Source organism: Arthrobacter sp. Cza30, from assembly GCF_059090765.1.
On the sequence record NZ_JBNHGA010000005.1, the window covers coordinates 509584 to 526074 of the forward strand.

15 protein-coding genes are annotated in these 16491 nt (G+C 61.5%); 3 read left to right on the plus strand and 12 right to left on the minus strand.

Translation table 11 applies throughout. The annotated features are described in order from the left end of the window. Position 1: 1 nt before the first annotated feature. Positions 2-1453 carry an FAD-binding oxidoreductase gene (locus AC5RVZ_RS19585; protein ID WP_494067389.1) on the minus strand — a complete coding sequence of 484 codons (1452 nt, stop codon included), beginning with the start codon at positions 1451-1453 and terminating at the stop codon, positions 2-4. Positions 1454-1937: 484 nt separating this feature from the next. On the opposite strand from AC5RVZ_RS19585, the gene AC5RVZ_RS19590 reads away from it, so the two are divergent. Continuing rightward, a complete protein-coding gene (locus AC5RVZ_RS19590) occupies positions 1938-2765 on the plus strand; it encodes an alpha/beta fold hydrolase (RefSeq protein ID WP_494067390.1) in 828 nt (275 codons plus the stop codon). Positions 2766-3162: 397 nt separating this feature from the next. On the opposite strand, the gene AC5RVZ_RS19595 is transcribed toward AC5RVZ_RS19590, so the two are convergent. The 3 genes from AC5RVZ_RS19595 to AC5RVZ_RS19605 all read right to left on the minus strand — a co-directional run bounded on the left by AC5RVZ_RS19595 (position 3163) and on the right by AC5RVZ_RS19605 (position 5628). After that, positions 3163-3513 (minus strand): hypothetical protein, encoded by a 351-nt coding sequence (locus tag AC5RVZ_RS19595; protein WP_494067391.1) that lies wholly within the window; start codon positions 3511-3513, stop codon positions 3163-3165. A gap of 30 nt (positions 3514-3543) precedes the next feature. Next, the gene (locus AC5RVZ_RS19600) at positions 3544-4275 is read right to left on the minus strand and encodes an alpha/beta fold hydrolase (protein ID WP_494067392.1); all 732 of its coding nucleotides are present in this window, start codon (positions 4273-4275) and stop codon (positions 3544-3546) included. A gap of 453 nt (positions 4276-4728) precedes the next feature. Next, the gene (locus tag AC5RVZ_RS19605) at positions 4729-5628 is read right to left on the minus strand and encodes a diacylglycerol/lipid kinase family protein (RefSeq protein ID WP_494049624.1); all 900 of its coding nucleotides are present in this window, start codon (positions 5626-5628) and stop codon (positions 4729-4731) included. 530 nt (positions 5629-6158) lie between these two features. Between AC5RVZ_RS19605 and AC5RVZ_RS19610 the strand changes: the two genes are divergently transcribed. After that, complete coding sequence (locus AC5RVZ_RS19610; RefSeq protein ID WP_494067568.1) at positions 6159-6455, plus strand: rhodanese-like domain-containing protein; 297 nt, start codon at positions 6159-6161, stop codon at positions 6453-6455. A gap of 162 nt (positions 6456-6617) precedes the next feature. On the opposite strand, the gene AC5RVZ_RS19615 is transcribed toward AC5RVZ_RS19610, so the two are convergent. The 3 genes from AC5RVZ_RS19615 to AC5RVZ_RS19625 form a co-directional block, all read right to left on the minus strand. Further along, a complete protein-coding gene (locus tag AC5RVZ_RS19615) occupies positions 6618-6986 on the minus strand; it encodes a zinc ribbon domain-containing protein YjdM (protein WP_494067393.1) in 369 nt (122 codons plus the stop codon). 133 nt (positions 6987-7119) lie between these two features. Continuing rightward, complete coding sequence (locus tag AC5RVZ_RS19620) at positions 7120-7287, minus strand: hypothetical protein (RefSeq protein WP_493995442.1); 168 nt, start codon at positions 7285-7287, stop codon at positions 7120-7122. 42 nt (positions 7288-7329) lie between these two features. Next, a complete protein-coding gene (locus AC5RVZ_RS19625) occupies positions 7330-7905 on the minus strand; it encodes a KH domain-containing protein (protein ID WP_494067394.1) in 576 nt (191 codons plus the stop codon). A gap of 139 nt (positions 7906-8044) precedes the next feature. On the opposite strand from AC5RVZ_RS19625, the gene AC5RVZ_RS19630 reads away from it, so the two are divergent. Next, positions 8045-12070 (plus strand): tetratricopeptide repeat protein, encoded by a 4026-nt coding sequence (locus tag AC5RVZ_RS19630; protein ID WP_494067395.1) that lies wholly within the window; start codon positions 8045-8047, stop codon positions 12068-12070. Between the two features lie 300 nt (positions 12071-12370). On the opposite strand, the gene AC5RVZ_RS19635 is transcribed toward AC5RVZ_RS19630, so the two are convergent. The 5 genes from AC5RVZ_RS19635 to glnP form a co-directional block, all read right to left on the minus strand. Next, positions 12371-12547, minus strand: a complete 177-nt coding sequence (locus tag AC5RVZ_RS19635) for a hypothetical protein (protein ID WP_494067396.1) — start codon at positions 12545-12547, stop codon at positions 12371-12373. Between the two features lie 314 nt (positions 12548-12861). Next, positions 12862-13776, minus strand: coding sequence for a MurR/RpiR family transcriptional regulator (locus AC5RVZ_RS19640; RefSeq protein ID WP_494067397.1), 915 nt, complete (start codon positions 13774-13776; stop codon positions 12862-12864). A 9-nt stretch (positions 13777-13785) separates the two neighbouring features. After that, entirely contained in the window at positions 13786-15036 is a 1251-nt protein-coding gene (locus tag AC5RVZ_RS19645; RefSeq protein WP_494067398.1) for a pyridoxal phosphate-dependent aminotransferase, read from the minus strand. A 28-nt stretch (positions 15037-15064) separates the two neighbouring features. Continuing rightward, complete coding sequence (gene glnQ / locus AC5RVZ_RS19650) at positions 15065-15793, minus strand: glutamine ABC transporter ATP-binding protein GlnQ (RefSeq protein ID WP_494067399.1); 729 nt, start codon at positions 15791-15793, stop codon at positions 15065-15067. Further along, positions 15790-16446 (minus strand): glutamine ABC transporter permease GlnP, encoded by a 657-nt coding sequence (glnP, locus tag AC5RVZ_RS19655; RefSeq protein WP_494067400.1) that lies wholly within the window; start codon positions 16444-16446, stop codon positions 15790-15792. Before glnP ends, glnQ begins: the two co-directional genes overlap by 4 nt. Between the last annotated feature and the right edge of the window lie 45 nt (positions 16447-16491).

Genomic DNA, 16491 nt, shown 5'->3' on the forward strand with positions numbered 1-16491 from the left:
TTCATGGCGACGTAGAGGGCCGCGACCCCGCCGTTGAGGGCGTCGGCACGATGTTGTGGTTGAGGCGGAACAGGTTCTGCGGGTCGAAGCGGTTTTTCAGGGCCACCAGCCGGTCGTACGTTTTCGGCCCGTAGGCCTGGCGCGCGGCGTCGGTGGCGTCGTAACCGACTTCTGCACCGAGGAAGTTGACGTATTGGCCGTGTTCGGCAAGCGGCTGCATATTGGCGTAGGCCTTCCGGGCGAACCCGCTGAGCCGCTCGTCCTCCGCTGGGTCCTTCCAGAAGCCGTAGACATTCAGCCAGTACTTCGCCGAACGGTTGGGAAACGCTGTCGCATCCTCGGGCACACGTCCGAAGGCCCCTTGCATGTGGTGGATGTCGATCCCCGTTCCGAACCACGTCACCTCGGAGGCGAAGCCGACCAGGACATCGACGGCCTCTTCATCCAGTCTGGAGAATGACACGTTCTTCCAGTACCCCCGGGCTCCCTTGGGAAAGAGGCTGTCCATGGCGGACTGCCACTCCAGCCAGGCCGCGGGCCCCACTTCCTCCTCGTCCGGGGGTGCCGCTTCCCGCAGCTGCCCAATCAACTCGAGCCCTGGCTGATGGTTCTCGGAGGCCCAGGCAAAGCCGATGATCATCCACGGCTCCTCCCCCATCTCGAAGTCGGGCGGCAGCACCAGGATCGAGATGATCGGGTTCATCTCATCGGGCAGGTCCTGGGTCCAGCGATCAAAGGCCTGCAGGGCGTCCCTCCAACGCTCCGGGCGGTAGAAGAAATTTCCCCCCAGTACGGCAGCCGGCAACGGACGGGCCCGGAAGGTGAAAGATGAGACCACTCCGAAGTTCCCGCCCCCACCGCGCAGGCCCCAGAACAGCTCGGGGTTTTGCTCCTCGCTGACCTGCAAGTGCTCGCCTGTGGCGGTGACGACGTCGGCGGAGACAAGGTTGTCCAAGCTCAGCCCGTTGGACCGGGTCAGCCAGCCCACACCACCACCAAGGGTCAGCCCGGCGACCCCGGTCGCGCTGATCACCCCGAGCGGGACGGCAAGTCCGTGCGGAACAGTGGCATGGTCGACGTCCGCCAAAGTCGCACCGGGTCCGACGGTCACAAGCCGCTGCCCTGCTTCGACCTCCACACCGCGCAACTGGCCCAAATCCAGCACCAGGCCGCCTTCGACCGTGCCATGGCCGGCGATGTTATGCCCGCCCCCGCGCACAGCCAGCGGCAGCCCGGTGCTCCGCGCCATGTCCAGGACGTGGTCGATGTCAGCAACCGTGCCCGCCCGGATAACCGCCCGCGGGTGCACGTCGATCATCCCGTTCCACACTGCTCGGGCCTCGTCAAAGAGCGGATCCTGCGGTTCAACCACCGACCCGGCCAGATGGCTGCGCAGCTCCTGCAGGGCGCGGTCGGTTTCGCCGTCCTGGTCGCCATGATCCATTGTGTTCATTGGTCTGTTGCTTCCCTGACGCGGGGGTTTGACGTCCCTTAATCCAGCAGTGGATTAAAATTCGCCGGTGCCGGCGATGCCCGGGGCGGTACCTGCCCAGGACGCGCCCTGAGGTGTTCCGGCCCGGGAATACGGTCCAGCCGACAATGCACTGGAACAGCGCGTGGTGGCCTCAAGTATAGATTCGCCCGAGTCACCGGACAACAGACCCACCGGAGTGCCTGCTTTTCAAGGAAGAGCGAATTGGCGGATCTTCCCTGAAGACCCTGACATGGAGCACCCCTCCGCCCTACTCAGACAAGCTGAGGGTGGTCCGGGAAGCCGCCGTCCGCCGTCATCATGCAGGAAACGACAACCCCTAGGCAGCCCGGTCAGAGCGGGAGTAGCATACCGAAATGGATCACCCGGGAGATGCCGGGCAAGGGCTGGCGCCGCCACTGCCAGGGACCGCCAAGCGGGCAACCGCACTAGCCTGGAGGGTCGTATGGGACAGCATGTGAAGGCCGGGGAGCTGGAGACCTGGACGGAGCAGGTCGGCCAGGGCCCCGACGTGCTGCTGATCGGCGGGCTCGGGGACACAGTGGAGTCCTGGCAGTTCCAGCTGGACGGGCTGGCGGACCGTTACCGGATGACGGCTTTCGACAACCGCGGGGCTGGCCGGACGGCCATGCCCCAGGGGCAGCCGACCGTGGAGGCGATGGCTGACGACGCTGCCGCGGTGCTGCACTCGTTGGGAGTCTCCTCGGCCCATGTGGCCGGGTTCTCCGGCGGCAGCATCATTGCCCAGGAGCTCGCGCTGCGCCACCCCGAAGCCGTCCGCAGCATGGTGCTGCAAAGCACGTGGTCAGCGATGGACGACTTCATGAAGACGATGATCCGGGCCTTCCACTGGCAAGCCGAGCTGGCGCCCAGCGAGCGTGACTTCCTGGAGGGGTTCTTCATCTGGGTCTACACCGCCAGGGCCCACAATGACGGGACGGTCAACCGGTTCATCGAGGACGCCATGGCCTTCCCGCACAAGCAGAGCACGGAGGACTTCCTCGCGTTCGCCGATGCCTGCGCGCGGCACGTAACGGCCGGCAGACTGAACGCCATTCAGGTTCCAGTACTGGTGCTCGCCGGCGGCGCCGACAGGATGAGCCGCCCTGAGCTCGGTAAGGCGGTGGCCGATGAGATCCCCGGAGCCCGGTTCGAGGTAATGGAGGAGGAAGCGCACCAGCCCTTCCAAGAGGTCCCGGACGCCTGGAACGCGCGGGTGGATGAGTTCTGGCAGGCGGCGGAGAGGCTCCACTCGGGTACGACGTCGAGCTAACCCCGGCACCCGATGTCCTTCTAAGTGTCGGAACGCCGGGCAGCAGCGTCTGCCATTCCGGGATCCCCGGTTCAAGGACTGTTGGCCAGTGACTCGCTTTCGGCCCGAGGCCTCGCTCTCCGTCTAGGCGGATCGCCCCGCCAACCAGGCGAAAGCAACCACCAAAAATGAGTATTTTCCCGAATTGTTGAATCCGCCAGCGCCTGGGCCAACAGGTCCGCGGCGCGGACGAGCCGCGGACCCAGCCTGGGCGAACCGGAGCGGATAACGGCGGCGACTCGCTATTATGTACCCCTCAACGGGTCTTAGCCTTTGCCAAGGGTAGAGCGAGCATAAGGGAACTCTCTATGTACAACCCTTCTCGCAGGCGCTGCGTTCGACCAGCCCTTTTGCATGTTTACCGGCTGCTGCGCCCGGCCCAGGCCGCCATCAGGAGTCCTGTCAGCACCGCCGCCCCGGCAAAGCCTTCCGACGAGGTCCAGTCAGTGGACGGCTTGGTCAGTGCGACCGTAATGACCAAGCAGGAGAGCAGGAACTCAGTGCCAGCCCGCACCGGCTGCCCCCGATAGACAGGAGATGCGATGAAAAGTGTCAGCGGCACCCACCGCACCGCGGTGAGCAGGAGGGGCCGAAGATCGGATAGAACCCGGACATAACGAAGAACAGCCAGGATGCGGCCAGGGTCGGCACGAACAGGGACAGTTTCACGGCCTGCCGTTTCCTTGATGCTGAGCGCCCCTTTCTTCATCAGGTTCGCTTTCCCAGGTTTGGTCGGGTCTTAGGAGCGGGTGAATGCCAGTATGCCGGCTGCCATTCTGGTTGCCGCTCCGTGCTGGACGATGTGCGGCTTGCCCTGTATTTCCAGGAAGCGGCCGTGCGCAGCGATGGCTGCCAGTTTTTGGCACCAGGACCGGGGCGCCACCGGATCGCGTGAGCCGCGGACTACCAGAACGGGCTGGGCGATCCGGCTCACTCTCGCTTCCAGATCGTAGGACATCATCACCGGAAGTTCGGTCAGGTACCAGCGTATGCCGGAGCGCACGTAGTCGGTGAATACGATGGCATTGCCCACCGGGCTTTCCGTGAGCGAGTTGGCCCCCAAGGCGAGGGCTTGGAGTAAGACGCTTCGGCGTGCTGAATCGACAACGGGGCCGATCAGCACAACGTGCGAGACCAGGTCAGGCCGTATCAGGGCAAGTTCGGTGGCGAACTGCGTTCCCATGGAATGCCCGACCACCACGACCGGTCCGGTGCCCAGCTCAACGAGGGTGCCCGCGATGACAGCAGCATACTCTGCGACGGAAATCTGCCGGTCCGGCTTCGCGGCAGCACCGAATCCCGGTAGGTCGAAGGAATGGACTTCTCCGTGTCCCGCCAAGATCCGCTGCAGCCTGCGGTAGTAGCGGTGGGACATGCCGATACCGTGCAGCAACACGAAAACAGGGTTTCCCGACGTGGCGTGCGGCCCGGCCAGAGAGTAAACATGGGCGTCCCAACGGCCGGTGGTCACGATCCTTGCCGATATTCTGGTGTCCGCGTCCCCACCCGGGGTTCCGCGCGTGCCGCGCCTTCCAGCCGCGGCTGGAGTTTCTGCGCTTTTGGGATCCATCAGGTCACCTTACGGGAAGGAGCAGACCGGGCCGGCAGATCGGACACCACTTATTCCCGGACCTACCGTACCTAAACCTTCGAAGCTATCCAATACGGAATCTTAACGGGGCCTCCGACAACGGGAGGGAGGATGAAAGCGGCGCTGGAGCCAAGCAGTCGGCTTCAGCGCTTGACCCTGCTGCCCTGCAGCGCTCGGGCTTGCCCGGTAGCCCTGGACACTTCACGTTCGCTATCACGGCCGGTCCAGGTCATCGGGACCGCGGAGTACTCGGGGCCGCGAAGGTTCACCCACCAGGCAAGCCGCGCAGACTCAGGCGCGTCCGCGGGTAGCGGGACGGCCTAAGCAACGTGTTTAGCCGAGAATCGGCAGGGCCGAGGGTGCGCTCTCGACCTTGACGAAGGTGCCGGCGTCTACGGACTTCACTTCACCGTCGATCTGATAGGGCAGGGGCTTGAGCGTGGTGAACTCGTAGCTGCTTACGCTGGGCTGGTCCCCGAGCCCCTGGGTGGTGGCGCGCAGGGCCTTCAGCAGGACCCGCCACTTGGACATGTGCGGGAAGATAACCACTTCGAATTTTCCATCCGAGAGCTTGTCGTCGGCCTCGCTGAGCGTGGCGTACTTCGCCATCTCGGCAATGTTAGCGAAGACGATGCTGTCGAACTTCCGGCGCTTGCCGTCGCTCTGGAGGATTGCGAAGGGCTGAAACTTCGAAAATGTCCGCACCACGGAGAACATCTCCTTGAGGGCGCCTTTGCTCCCCTTTTCCAGATCGATCGCCATCACCGGCGTCAGACCGAATCCGACATAGGAGTGCGCGTATTCATCCGGAGCGTCCGGCCCTTGGCCGGTGTGGATGCGCAGCAGGTCGATATGCCGCACCCGGCCCTGGGCGATCGCTTCTGCCAGCGGCATCGTGCCCGTGGTCCGCCGGTGATCATTCGCGTTTCCAGCCGCCATCACAGCACACACCGCGTTAGGGTTGCCGGACTGCATGACACCGTTGACCACTTCGTTGTACCCGCCGTCACCGCTGACGGACACGATGAGCACGTCGCGGCCTCCGGCAGCCGCCTCACGCGCCAGCGTGACGGCATGGCCCGCATGCCCCGTTGGCTGCAGCCTGATATCCGGGGCATAGGACAACAGCTCCCTCAACCCGTCGCACAACTGCTCCGCCAACTTCGGTGCATCACCGGTGCTGTTGGGATTGAAGATGATGACAATCGATTCAAAGCTCCGTGCAGAATCCATCACGCACTCCAGTAAAAACTAGTGGATGCCCACCGTGCACCGACCCCGTCGAAAATACAAGGCCAGCCCCGGAATCCGCCTCGCCGCCCGGACAGCTGCCATGGTCCCACTTCATCATGAACAGGCCACGCAGGCCTAGAACCAGCACCGTTTAGCCGCCAGGCGGAGAACGCCGGCAACGGCGCTTCTGTCCTTGGACATTCAGCCCTGTCCAAGCCTGCCGGGACATTTCCGTGACCAACAGCAAGGACTCACATACGCGGTCGAGTCGGTGCCGAGCGCTGCGGCCAACGACATACCCTTGAAATTGACGACCAAAGTAGCTCATCATTGCGCTTGGAACGACCGACCGATAAGCAGGCAAAGCGAGGAAAACGGTGAAGCAGCGTCACATCTCCGACGACGGCGGCGTGACCTGCCAACGCAGTCCAGATCCCGACGATTCCCCCGGGGCTCTTACGATCGACCAACTACTCCTTGAGAGCCGCATCGGGCTCGAGCGTGTTCACGCTTCGGATCTTGAGCGGGAGATGGCTGGGGGCGCCCTTGTTGTTGACACACGGCCGGTCGATCAGCGAGAACGCGACGGAGATCTGCCGGGAGCGGTCGTCATTGACCGAAACGTTCTCGAGTGGCGGCTCGACCCTTCCAGCCCCCACCGGCTCCCGATCGCTGACGACCCCGCTCGACGGATCGTGGTCGTCTGCAATGAGGGCTACAGCTCCAGCCTCGCTGCCCACACCCTGCAACGGCTGGGACTGACCCGTGCGACCGACCTTATCGGCGGTTTCCAAGCCTGGGCAGCACTGCGCAAGCAGTTCGGCTAAAAAGCCTGTCAGGGCGGCGGACCGTTTCCTCGCCAAAGGTTGGCCGGCGCCGAGGCCCGGCCGCAGATAGCGCAGCGGACGACGCATCGACTGGTTTAGATGATCCAGTTGTGAACAGGATCGTCGACGACGAAACCCCTATCCATGGGCAATGGCCGCGGGTCAGAGGACTTTCTTCACCACACTGGACTTTAGTTGCATCCGCCCAAACCCAGGAACAGTCGCATCAATGTCGTGATCGCCCACGCCGTCCTCAATGAGTCGGATGCCGCGCACCTTCGTGCCGACCTTCACGACACCGCCACCGGCGCCCTTGACCTTGAGGTCCTTGACGATCGTGACTGTGTCACCATCGGCGAGCACATTGCCAACGGCATCCTTGAACGAAGCGGTCTCGGGCGTGGTCTCGGGCGTGGTCTCGGCCGAGTCTTTCGGCCATTCATGGCCGCACATCGGGCACACCAGCAAGGGGCCCTGCTCGTAGGTGAACGCCTCGTGGCACTCCGGGCAAGCCGGCAGACCGTCAGACATTGAAGCGGAATTCAACCACGTTCCGTAACCGAATAACCTCATCTAGAGGGGACGCATCTTCTTTCCTATGAATAGCGCCCCGTCCGGGGCCGCCATTAAGGCTATCCGGACGAGGCGCTTTCCTACTTCCGAGTCACTTCTTCGTTGTACGCATGCTGAAGGTGTTGTTAGAATGCTTCACCTTTTCGTAGCCGCCGAACGCGTTGGCTGAGCCAGTCTTCTGCTGAAGGCGCGCCGGAGAAACCGTGCGGGGTACGGCTCCCGCTTTAGCTGCGCCATTGGAATTCTTGCTGGTCATCATGATCACCTCCTTACGTTTTTCGTAGGATTGTGCACGAGCACTTCAGGCTGCTCGATAGCCGCTGGGGCCCGCGCCATGGGCGCGATCGATGACTCTGAAGATCATCTGTTTGGCCTCTTCAACGGACGCAGCACAGCCGGCCGAAACTGTCACCATCCCAGTCCTGCCGATACTTATCCGAGCGTTCGTGGCGGCCTCGATCTGGCGAATGCTGGAGCCCCCAGGCCCGATGACGATTCCAGTTTGACCAGCCGGGATCTGAAACGTCTGGACTAGGTCAGCCCACGCCGTCGTCTTTACTGTCGCTTTCTTTGCTGTAATCCAGGGTTCTGCTACTACCCAGACCTTCAGGATCCGTCCATCAATCTGGGCTTCGAGGCGCACGCTCTCATTATCCCGATCCGGGATCTGTCGAGTGGGCTTGGCAAGAACCTGTTCGATGTGGTGCTGCTGTACCTGGCGTTCGAGCATCCGTTCCTTTGCATGTTTCGTGTATACGGGCGGTACGGCAAATCGGGGCCGGGATGACCGTTGGCTTCTCAGGTAAGTGAGAAGCCAAAGAGAAAAAGCAGCGAGAATAGCCGCCCCGATAAGTAGCGCTGCAATGGTTGTGTTCATGTCCTGCGTTCCTTCCGTTCCGGTTGCGTCAGTTTGACGCTGGTTCCACGATCGAACGGGGCATCGCTAGGCATCAACTGCCCGTATGCCTAGCGATGCCTTGGCGCAGATTAAGTGCGACAGGTGAGAAAATCCAGTCATGGGAAACGCGGAGCTGCGTGTAAACGGCACACTCACACAAGCAATCGAATTCATTTTGGGAGACTCTCCGAACACAGCGGAGCCTGTGGTGGTTCTCGCCGCCTATCTGCATAGTTTGGTCGCACGATACGGCCTGACGGACAGTCAACACCTCGATCCCAATGAGTTCGAGCGCCCAGTATTGCCCTTCGCAGCGCGACAATTTGTCGACAGCTTTGTCGATTCCGCCAACACCGAATCGCTTAGGAACTCGCTTTATGAGGCTTTCGAGAATCTGGCTGATGACGGAACGGTGCGTAGCGTTCTCAATAAGAACCGCGCCCTGAGCCAGCGTGAGGTCCTTCTTCTGGCTCAGGTGGCCTGGAATCTGGAACGCAATGACCAGCGTCCTTCGCTGCCGTTGCTTCCAGGAAGAATCCTGAAGGATGGGAAGCAGGTCACGGTCGACATTCCAGTCCCCGGCGCCCACAAGGACTTTGCGAGGATGCATTGGACCGATCGCGGAAACCAAAAGGGGGTTTCAGGAAAATCTTCCGGTGACACCTTCCGCAGGCAGACGGCTAGGCTCGCCGTACTGGCCGCCCAATGGTTCCTCGGCTCCCTAACGAAGTCAGCGCCAGCGGTTGGCGGAGCGAGAATGCTGAACGGTGACAAGCCAGGAAGCAGAAGGATTGTTTGGGCATCGACAACGGCTGACAAGGTGGATGACGCCGGCCTCCCCATCTCTGCGGTCCAAGTACCAACTGACGCGTTACCGCCAGAACCAAAAGGATCGTCAACCGATCAGATACTTGTTGGTAACTTTGCGGAGGTGGGGGGTCACTATCAGCCTCGTGCATTCGAGAACGAGATTGACCGCCATTGGAGCGACGACAGCGGCGATCGGCGTGTGTGGTTGCGTGGCGGGCCTGGTTTGGGGAAATCCTACGCGGCTCGCAAGATCATGCAGGAAGCGCTCAGGGGTTTAGACGACGAGCGTCACAACTTGCTGATTTGGGTGGAGTCCGCCGATGCCGTGGCCGTAACCCGGGAATTGGCACGGGCAGCGGAACGACTTGATGGTGGCCCCAAAAACTCCGTCGCAGCACACGCCGGGGATCGCGAAGAACAGCTTGCGCGCGGATTACTCCATCATCTGAGAACGGCCGACATGCGCTGGCTGATCGTCTTAGACGACGCGAACGCCGAAGAGCTAATTGAGCGCAAATTGGTCCCACCCGGGACGAATCCGAGGGGACGGGTTCTCATCACAACATTGAGCGCCTCCCATCGGATCAGCGGCTCTGGCCATCAGGTCGAAGCGGAGCTGTTCTCTCCGGGCGAGGCTGAAGAATTTCTCAATACCCGCCTGCCCGAGACGTCCGTGCATGACAGGGCCGGGTTGTCCGACACAGTGAGGCACCACCCGTTGGCGCTGTCCATTGCGGCTTCCACAATTGCCGCCAACAGGATGACTGTCTCTGACTGGGTCAAAGAGTTCCATGAGTCCCCGCGAATGGATGAAGCGGCCGATTATTCTGATGCCGGAGGCTATCCAACGCTCATTGGCGCCACTTGGAAGGTCGCACTAGACAAAGCTGCTCGAGACATGCCGAACGGCGTGGTGGAACGGACAGCAATGGTCGCGGCCCTGCAGGATCCAGATGGACACCCCACGTGGCTCTGGCAGCGGGATAGTATCTGCGAGTGGGTTGCAGGTGAGACAGATCTGCCGGCAACCAGAACGAGAATGCATGCCGGGGTCAAACGCCTCGTTGACTACGAAATCATCCAGCTCACAGGAAGCTGGCAGGCTGGCCGCCTCGCGATTCATCAATTGGCAGCTCGCGCCATCCGTGAGACCTCAGCACCCGAGGAACTCGCCCAAGCTGGCGCCGTCCTGACCGAGCAGTGGCTGCGGGAGCTCACGTCGAATCCAGCCAACGCACAGAACCAGAATATTCGGGCGGCCGTAGGACCCATCGCGGCGTTACCCAAGCTGAACGCTTTGACACGAAGCACGGCAACCGCACTTGTGGGGTTCTCCGCGCCATCGACGGACCAAACAAATATCGAGCGGGGACTGTGGGAACTGGAGATACTGGAACCGCACCTAGTCCGTGGCGGTGCTGTAGGGCGTGCTGACCTGGCGGAGCGCTTAGCGAACATTGGACGCGCTCAACGCGAACTGGGACGACACTCGGAAGCGCACAAGAATCTGGATGCCGCTTCCTCGATATACCGCGACCTTGCGGCACTCCCGGATCTCAACGACAATTTGCGGGCAGAATACCTCGTCTCCCTGGCAGACATCGATGCAGAAATGGATCAGCCCGAACTGTCTCTGGAACGTCGTAGAAAGGCTGCAGAACTGCTAAAACGATGGGCCGGACGAAAGTCGACGAGCGATGCCCCGATTTCGGACAGGTTGGCACTGGCCGAGATTTATCAGAACCTGTCTGACGATAACGAATCCCGGGCCGCGCTCGATAGCGCTCTATCACTCTGGAAGAGCCGACCGCCCGCCGGCGCAGTTGAAGATAGTAATGCGGATGAGGAGGCATCAACGCTCGCAAAGCTTGGGCAGCAGCTGGCAATAGCAGGACGACTCACCGAGGCGAAAAGTTATTTGCTTCAGGCAGCCCGCCTCAACGAAAAGACGGAAATTGGCCGCTTGGTCCGACTCAAGCCTATCCACACAAGGTTGGCGTACGTGTGCTCCCAGTTGGGCGAGTGGCGGGAAGCTGAAAAATGGTTCGAGCGAACGGAATGCGACCCTCTTCTCCTTGCCAGCGTTCAGCTGCACCAGGGGCGAGTAAGAGAGGCACGAGCCAACATCGATTCTTCCGCGTCGAAATACTCCGCCCGCTCAAATCAGAACCCCGATCGCGACGATCGGGAGGTTGACTCGGAGATTCGCGAATTGATTAAGGACGAACTCCCGTTCTTGCTCGCTTATCTGGCTCAAACGGCGATGAAGCACGAGCGGTGGGAGGATGCAGCCGACTTGGCAGAAGGAGGCCTCGAACTCGCTCGAGCCAAGTCTGACGCGTCCCCCGGCGAAGATCCCATCAAACTCTCCAACGCCTACCGCCACGCCGGATATACCTCGTTAAAGGCTGGCCGCTTTCAGGTGGCTGCCACGCACTTCGCGAGTGGGGCGAACATCGCGGAATTGCTTTGGCAGATGTCTCCCGCACACCACAAGAGACGGTTGGAGTACGGGCAATCACTCTATTGGCTGGCTTCATCTCACGCCAGGGTTGGCCAACCGGATGCTGCAGTAAGGCACGCGCGAAAAGCCCTCGAAGTCCTTGAAGGGCTCGAAGGACTGGAAGATGAAGCCCGGATCTGGTTGAGCGCAGCTACTTCAGTTCTCGGGCAGGCCCTCCTCCAGAAGGGCGATGCGGACGAAGCCGTAGTGTCTTTGACACAAAGAGTGCAATCCTGCCGGGCGTCACTTGCTGAGACTCCCGATGACCACGATTCAATGAGAACGCTCGGCGATGCCCTTCAAGAATTGGGGAAGACTCTTTTCGCCGCAGGCCGATGGCAGGATTCTATTCAACCTCTAATGGACGCCATCGCGATCTATCGGGCCATGTCGAGTGGAGCCAGGGACCAACGCAGGAGCATGGCGGCTGTTTTTTTCATGCTTGCCTACGCCCACAACCGGCTCCTGGAGCATTCCGAAGCCGCTATCGCCGCCGAACAGTCAGCCAACGTGTGGCAGGCACTAGTTGACGGCGACCCCAGCGACAACGAACTCCAAGTCTCGCTCGCACACGCGCTTGCTCTCCTAGGAGAATCGTTAAGCGCACTCGACCGTCGTAATGAGGCCGTGCAGGCAATTACCCGAGCTGTTGGCCATCTCCAGTTGCCTGCTGAGCTAAACCCAGATGACCACATGCAACACCTCATACATCTTCTCGATCGTCTCGGAACTTGCCTTCGCGACCTAGGACTCTCCGTCGAGGCAGAGGAAACACAGGCACGTCTGGACGATCTTCGACGGCGGTTCCCGAAATCTGCCGAGGACGCGTGAGTGCCAGCCGAACCGCCTGGCCAACATAATTGCAGGTAGCGTCCCTGGCAGTGGTGTAGTTTCCCGGGCTTGATGTGTCGCTCCGGCGATGTGAAAAGCCATCGTGCGAAGGTCAGCGAGAACTACCAAGAACTCACAGAAGGACACTTACGCAGGATGGCCTTAACCTGGCTCTTGGCGACAGCCGCATGTGTCATATTTTCTGCTGTCCTGATGGCCCTTCCCTCATCATGCGCCATGCAGAACTGCTGAAATCAGACTCCCGCTGACCGTCATGGCTTCAGCCTCGACCACCAGCTTCTATTCCGGCGAGGCGGCCGGCCCGCCTTCATCAGTCTGGGCATTACGGGCACGGCGGGACTGCCTGACGAGCGGCGGCAGGGTCATCCCGGCCAGCAGCTTCACCTGCGGCGAGGTCTCACGGCCCAGTTTCCTGTCCAGCGTGACCTTGAGCCGTGAACCTGCGACCGTCAGCACACTACGAGAGGTGTTGCCGAGTGTACCCTCCGCTTTTCCACTCCTCCGTCGTGATGCATTCGTGCAGCTTGGGCCCAGAGGTTAGAGCGCAAACCTAAATTCGACCACGTTCCGTGGCCGAATAACCTTTTCGACGGCTAACTTTCTCTGATCGTAGAGGCGGTCGCCGACATTGCTGAACTGGCAGGTCCTGGACGCCGATAACGGCGCATATGTTGTCCCCGGAATGATGTGCCAATAGGAGTGGGCTGAACGTAGGCGGTGAGGCGAGTGCGGAATAGGATTGCTTACTTCGGAGCCGATGCCCGGGTGTTTTAGTCGCCGCCTTCGGGCCAGGCTTCGGCGTAGACGTCAAAAGACTCAAGCAGTTCTTCGTCGACTAGCAGCTGGGAGCGGCTGCTTGCTCCGAGCTTGAGTGATGTCGCACCGGCCAGTGACTGGGCCAGGGAAATGAAGGCGGTGATCGAACGGAGGATGTAGGGGCTGTCACTGTGTACATAAAACACGACATCCGCGTTTTTCGCCAAGGGGGAGGCGGGGTTATCTGTCAGCGCGATGGTTCTAAGCCCCCGGCGACGCGCTTCCTGCGCGGCGTTGATGGTGGCGCGTGTATAGCGCCGGATGGAAACGGCAACGAAGACGTCGCCGGCATTGAATTCGCGCACGCAGTCAATCAGGCCCGCAGCGGGCGGGTCGACGTGGTAGACGCGGTTTCGGACCATGTGCAGCAGGTAGGAGAGCAACTCGGCGACGGCCCGGCATTTACGCAGTCCCATCACGTGCACGGCCGGGGCTTCGGCCAATAGCGTGACGGCCCGTTCCCAGTCGGTCGGATCAATGCGCCCGAAGGTTTCCGCGATGTTGCGCTGTTCGAGCTGCGTCGCTTGCGCAAGAACGTTCAAGGCCAGGTCCGCTGAAGGGGAGGCAGCCTCTTTCAGCGCACTGTCGAAGCGTTGGACCAGATGCGCCTGTTCGGAGATGTACTCTCGGCACAGTCTGACCAGCGCGGGATAGCCCTCCAGGCCGAGTCCTTTAGCAAAGCGCACAAGTGAGGATTCGTGGACTCCTGCAGCGTGGGCGTTTTCGGCCAAGCTGCGCATGGCCGTGCCCTCAGGGTCTGTGAGTATAAGTCGGGCGATGCGCCCCTGACCGGGGGCAAAGCCGGTTAATCCTTGCTGGAGCTGTTCGCGTAGCCCTGCATAGGTCTTTGGCCAGGGGGCATCATTCATGGATTCAACCTACCCATTCCGGGCCAGGCGGTGCAGTCCTTCGCGCAGGAAGGTAAGGGACTCGGCGATCCACGGAAGCGAGGCGGGGTCTTCGCTCTGAAGGCTTTGCCAGCGTTGTTCGTCGGTGGTGCCGTAGAGCAAGCTGGTGGCAACGCGGAGCCTGAGGGCGCCGTCGGGGTCGCCGAAGGCTGATCCTGGCAGAACACCGATACCAAAACGTTCTAGAAGTGATGTGGCCAGATCTTGGCTGGTGTGGATGCCTTGGGCCGCCAGGTGGCCACGGAGCGGTTCGAAGTCGGGATAGAGGTAGAAGCCCGCTGTTGGCGGGCGGCAGATGGCGCCGGCTTGCACGAACTCGCCATGGACGGCCCGGGCAATCTTTGCATGCAAGCGTGTCGCTATGGAAATGTGCTCGGTAACCTCTTGGGGATCGGAGAGGACGTATGCCGCAACGGCTTGCATGGGCGCGGCGAGGGCTGACCAGATTTCGCTGGCCACCCCAACCAGTCGGTCCATCAGGTCGTGGCCCCAATGGTTGTCGGGTACGCGCGCGAATCCGATCCGCCAGCCGCCTAGGGCCATGGACTTGCTCAGTCCAGAGGTGACGATGGTGCGTTCGGGATAATGGGTGAGTGGGCTCGGTGCGGAACCGTTGTGGACGACCTCGGCGTAGATCTCGTCGGAGATTACGGCCATGCCGTATTCCCGGGCAATCTCCACTGCCGCTTTGACATCACGGTCAGCGGCCACCGTGCCCGTGGGATTGTCCGGTACCGTCAGCAGCAGGATCCCGGGCTTTTGCCCTTTCGCCTTGGCGGTTTCCAGTGCGGTCCTCAACAGCTCCGGCGCCGGGACGCCGCCGGCGCCTTCGGTCACCGGAACCCGGATGATTCCGGTTCCGAGCAGTTCCGCCTGAGCGGCATAGCTGACCCAGGCTGGCTGCGGGATTACCAAGTCGCCTTCAAGCGCCGCGATCAGAGCAAACAGCAGCGGCTTGGATCCGGGTGCGAAAATCACCTGGGCGGCGCGGGTCACGGATCCGCGTCGTGTGAACCAGCCGGCGGCGGCGGCACGGGCGGCTTCGGAACCGACAACCGCTCCGTAGCTGTTGAGGGGTGCCGCTTGGCGCAGTATGTCCAGGACGAACGACGGCACGGGCAGGCCTGCCTCTCCGAAGCCCAAGTGCAGGACCTTTTCTCCGGCGGCGGCCTTGGCACGAATGGTTTCATTGATGGCCAGGGTGGCCGAATGCATCGTCATCGGTTGCTCTTTCCTTCTGTGCTGTGGTCTAGGAAACGTGCTTGAGGAATTCGCGCAGACGCGGGTTTTCAGGATCGGCCAAGATCTTCCGCGGGTCGTCGTCTACAACGATGTGGCCGCCCTCCATGAAAATCAGGCGTGTTCCTACCTCGCGGGCAAAGCTCATCTCGTGGGTGACAACGATCATGGTCATGCCCTCTTGGGCAAGTCCCTGCATGACCCTGAGCACTTCTTGGCGCAGTTCGGGGTCCAGGGCGGAGGTCGGCTCGTCAAAGAGCATGACCTTGGGTTTGACGGCCAGTGACCTCGCAATTGCCACGCGCTGTTGCTGGCCGCCGGAGAGCTGGCTGGGCAAGTGGTCCGCCCGTTCGGCCAAGCCCACTTTGGCTAGCAGCTGTCGGGCCTGTTCACGTGCCTCGGCGCGCGTCGCGCCCCGGACCCTGCGGGGACCGAAGGCAACGTTTTCCAGGGCGGTCAGCTGCGGGAAGAGGTTGAACTGCTGAAAAACCATGCCCGCTTCCTGGCGGATCAGACGCACTTTGGAAGGGGAAGATCTAACGCTGGTTCCATCAACCACCAGGTCCCCCGAGTCAATGCCTTCCAAGGCATTGATACAGCGCAACAGAGTCGACTTGCCGGAGCCGGAGGGCCCAATCACGACGACGACTTCCGCGGCATCGATCGAGAGGTCGATGCTCTCCAAGACCGTCAGGTCGCCGAAAGTCTTGGTGACGCTGTGGAATTCGACGATGCTCACAGAATCTTCGCCCTTCGTTCGGTGTAGCGCAGCACGGCGCTGAGGAAACCGGTCATGATCAGGTAGAGCACAGCCACGGCGGTCCAGATCTCGACCGCCTTGAAGTTGGTGGCCATGATTTCCTGGCCGGTACGGGTCAGTTCTCCGACCCCTATCACGATGAACAGCGAAGTGTCTTTGAGGCTGACGATGCATTGGTTGCCCAGAGGCGGGATAAGCCTCCTGAATGCCACCGGTCCGAGCACAAACACTAGGACCTTCCACATCGGCAGGCCCATGGCCAAGCCTGCTTCCTTCAGCCCGGTTGGGACGGAAAGAAAGGCGCCGCGGACGATTTCGGCGATGTATGCACTTGCGTTGATGATGATGGCCGTGAACGCGGCGGCCATCGGGTCAACGCGCAAACCTATGAGCATCGGCAGCGCGAAGTAGATGAACATGACCTGTACGACGATGGGCGTGCCGCGGATCGCTTCCACGTAGGTGAACGCCAGTGCGTTGATGGCCTTGGGCGCATACGCGCGCAGCAGGCCTATGATCAGGCCGAGCGCGAGGCCGCCGGCCAGGCCGCCAGCGGTGATGTAAATGGTCACAGAGGCCCCGCGCAGCAGCTCGGGCAATGCCTCGGCAATAACTGACCAGTCGAATTGCATGGGTCTCCGATCTAAGTGGGGGGCCGCGCCGCGGCCCCCCCCCTG

Excerpts from the sequence above, each read along its gene's own strand:
- AC5RVZ_RS19615 (WP_494067393.1), bottom strand. The coding sequence starts at position 6,986 with ATGTCTGACGGTCTGCCGGCTTGCCCGGAGTGCCACGAGGCGTTCACC.
- AC5RVZ_RS19630 (WP_494067395.1), top strand. The coding sequence starts at position 8,045 with ATGGGAAACGCGGAGCTGCGTGTAAACGGCACACTCACACAAGCAATC.
- AC5RVZ_RS19590 (WP_494067390.1), top strand. The coding sequence starts at position 1,938 with ATGGGACAGCATGTGAAGGCCGGGGAGCTGGAGACCTGGACGGAGCAG.
- AC5RVZ_RS19605 (WP_494049624.1), bottom strand. The coding sequence starts at position 5,628 with ATGGATTCTGCACGGAGCTTTGAATCGATTGTCATCATCTTCAATCCC.
- AC5RVZ_RS19620 (WP_493995442.1), bottom strand. The coding sequence starts at position 7,287 with ATGATGACCAGCAAGAATTCCAATGGCGCAGCTAAAGCGGGAGCCGTA.
- AC5RVZ_RS19595 (WP_494067391.1), bottom strand. The coding sequence starts at position 3,513 with ATGAAGAAAGGGGCGCTCAGCATCAAGGAAACGGCAGGCCGTGAAACT.
- AC5RVZ_RS19640 (WP_494067397.1), bottom strand. The coding sequence starts at position 13,776 with ATGAATGATGCCCCCTGGCCAAAGACCTATGCAGGGCTACGCGAACAG.
- glnP (WP_494067400.1), bottom strand. The coding sequence starts at position 16,446 with ATGCAATTCGACTGGTCAGTTATTGCCGAGGCATTGCCCGAGCTGCTG.
- AC5RVZ_RS19645 (WP_494067398.1), bottom strand. The coding sequence starts at position 15,036 with ATGACGATGCATTCGGCCACCCTGGCCATCAATGAAACCATTCGTGCC.
- AC5RVZ_RS19625 (WP_494067394.1), bottom strand. The coding sequence starts at position 7,905 with ATGAACACAACCATTGCAGCGCTACTTATCGGGGCGGCTATTCTCGCT.
- AC5RVZ_RS19585 (WP_494067389.1), bottom strand. The coding sequence starts at position 1,453 with ATGAACACAATGGATCATGGCGACCAGGACGGCGAAACCGACCGCGCC.
- AC5RVZ_RS19610 (WP_494067568.1), top strand. The coding sequence starts at position 6,159 with ATGGCTGGGGGCGCCCTTGTTGTTGACACACGGCCGGTCGATCAGCGA.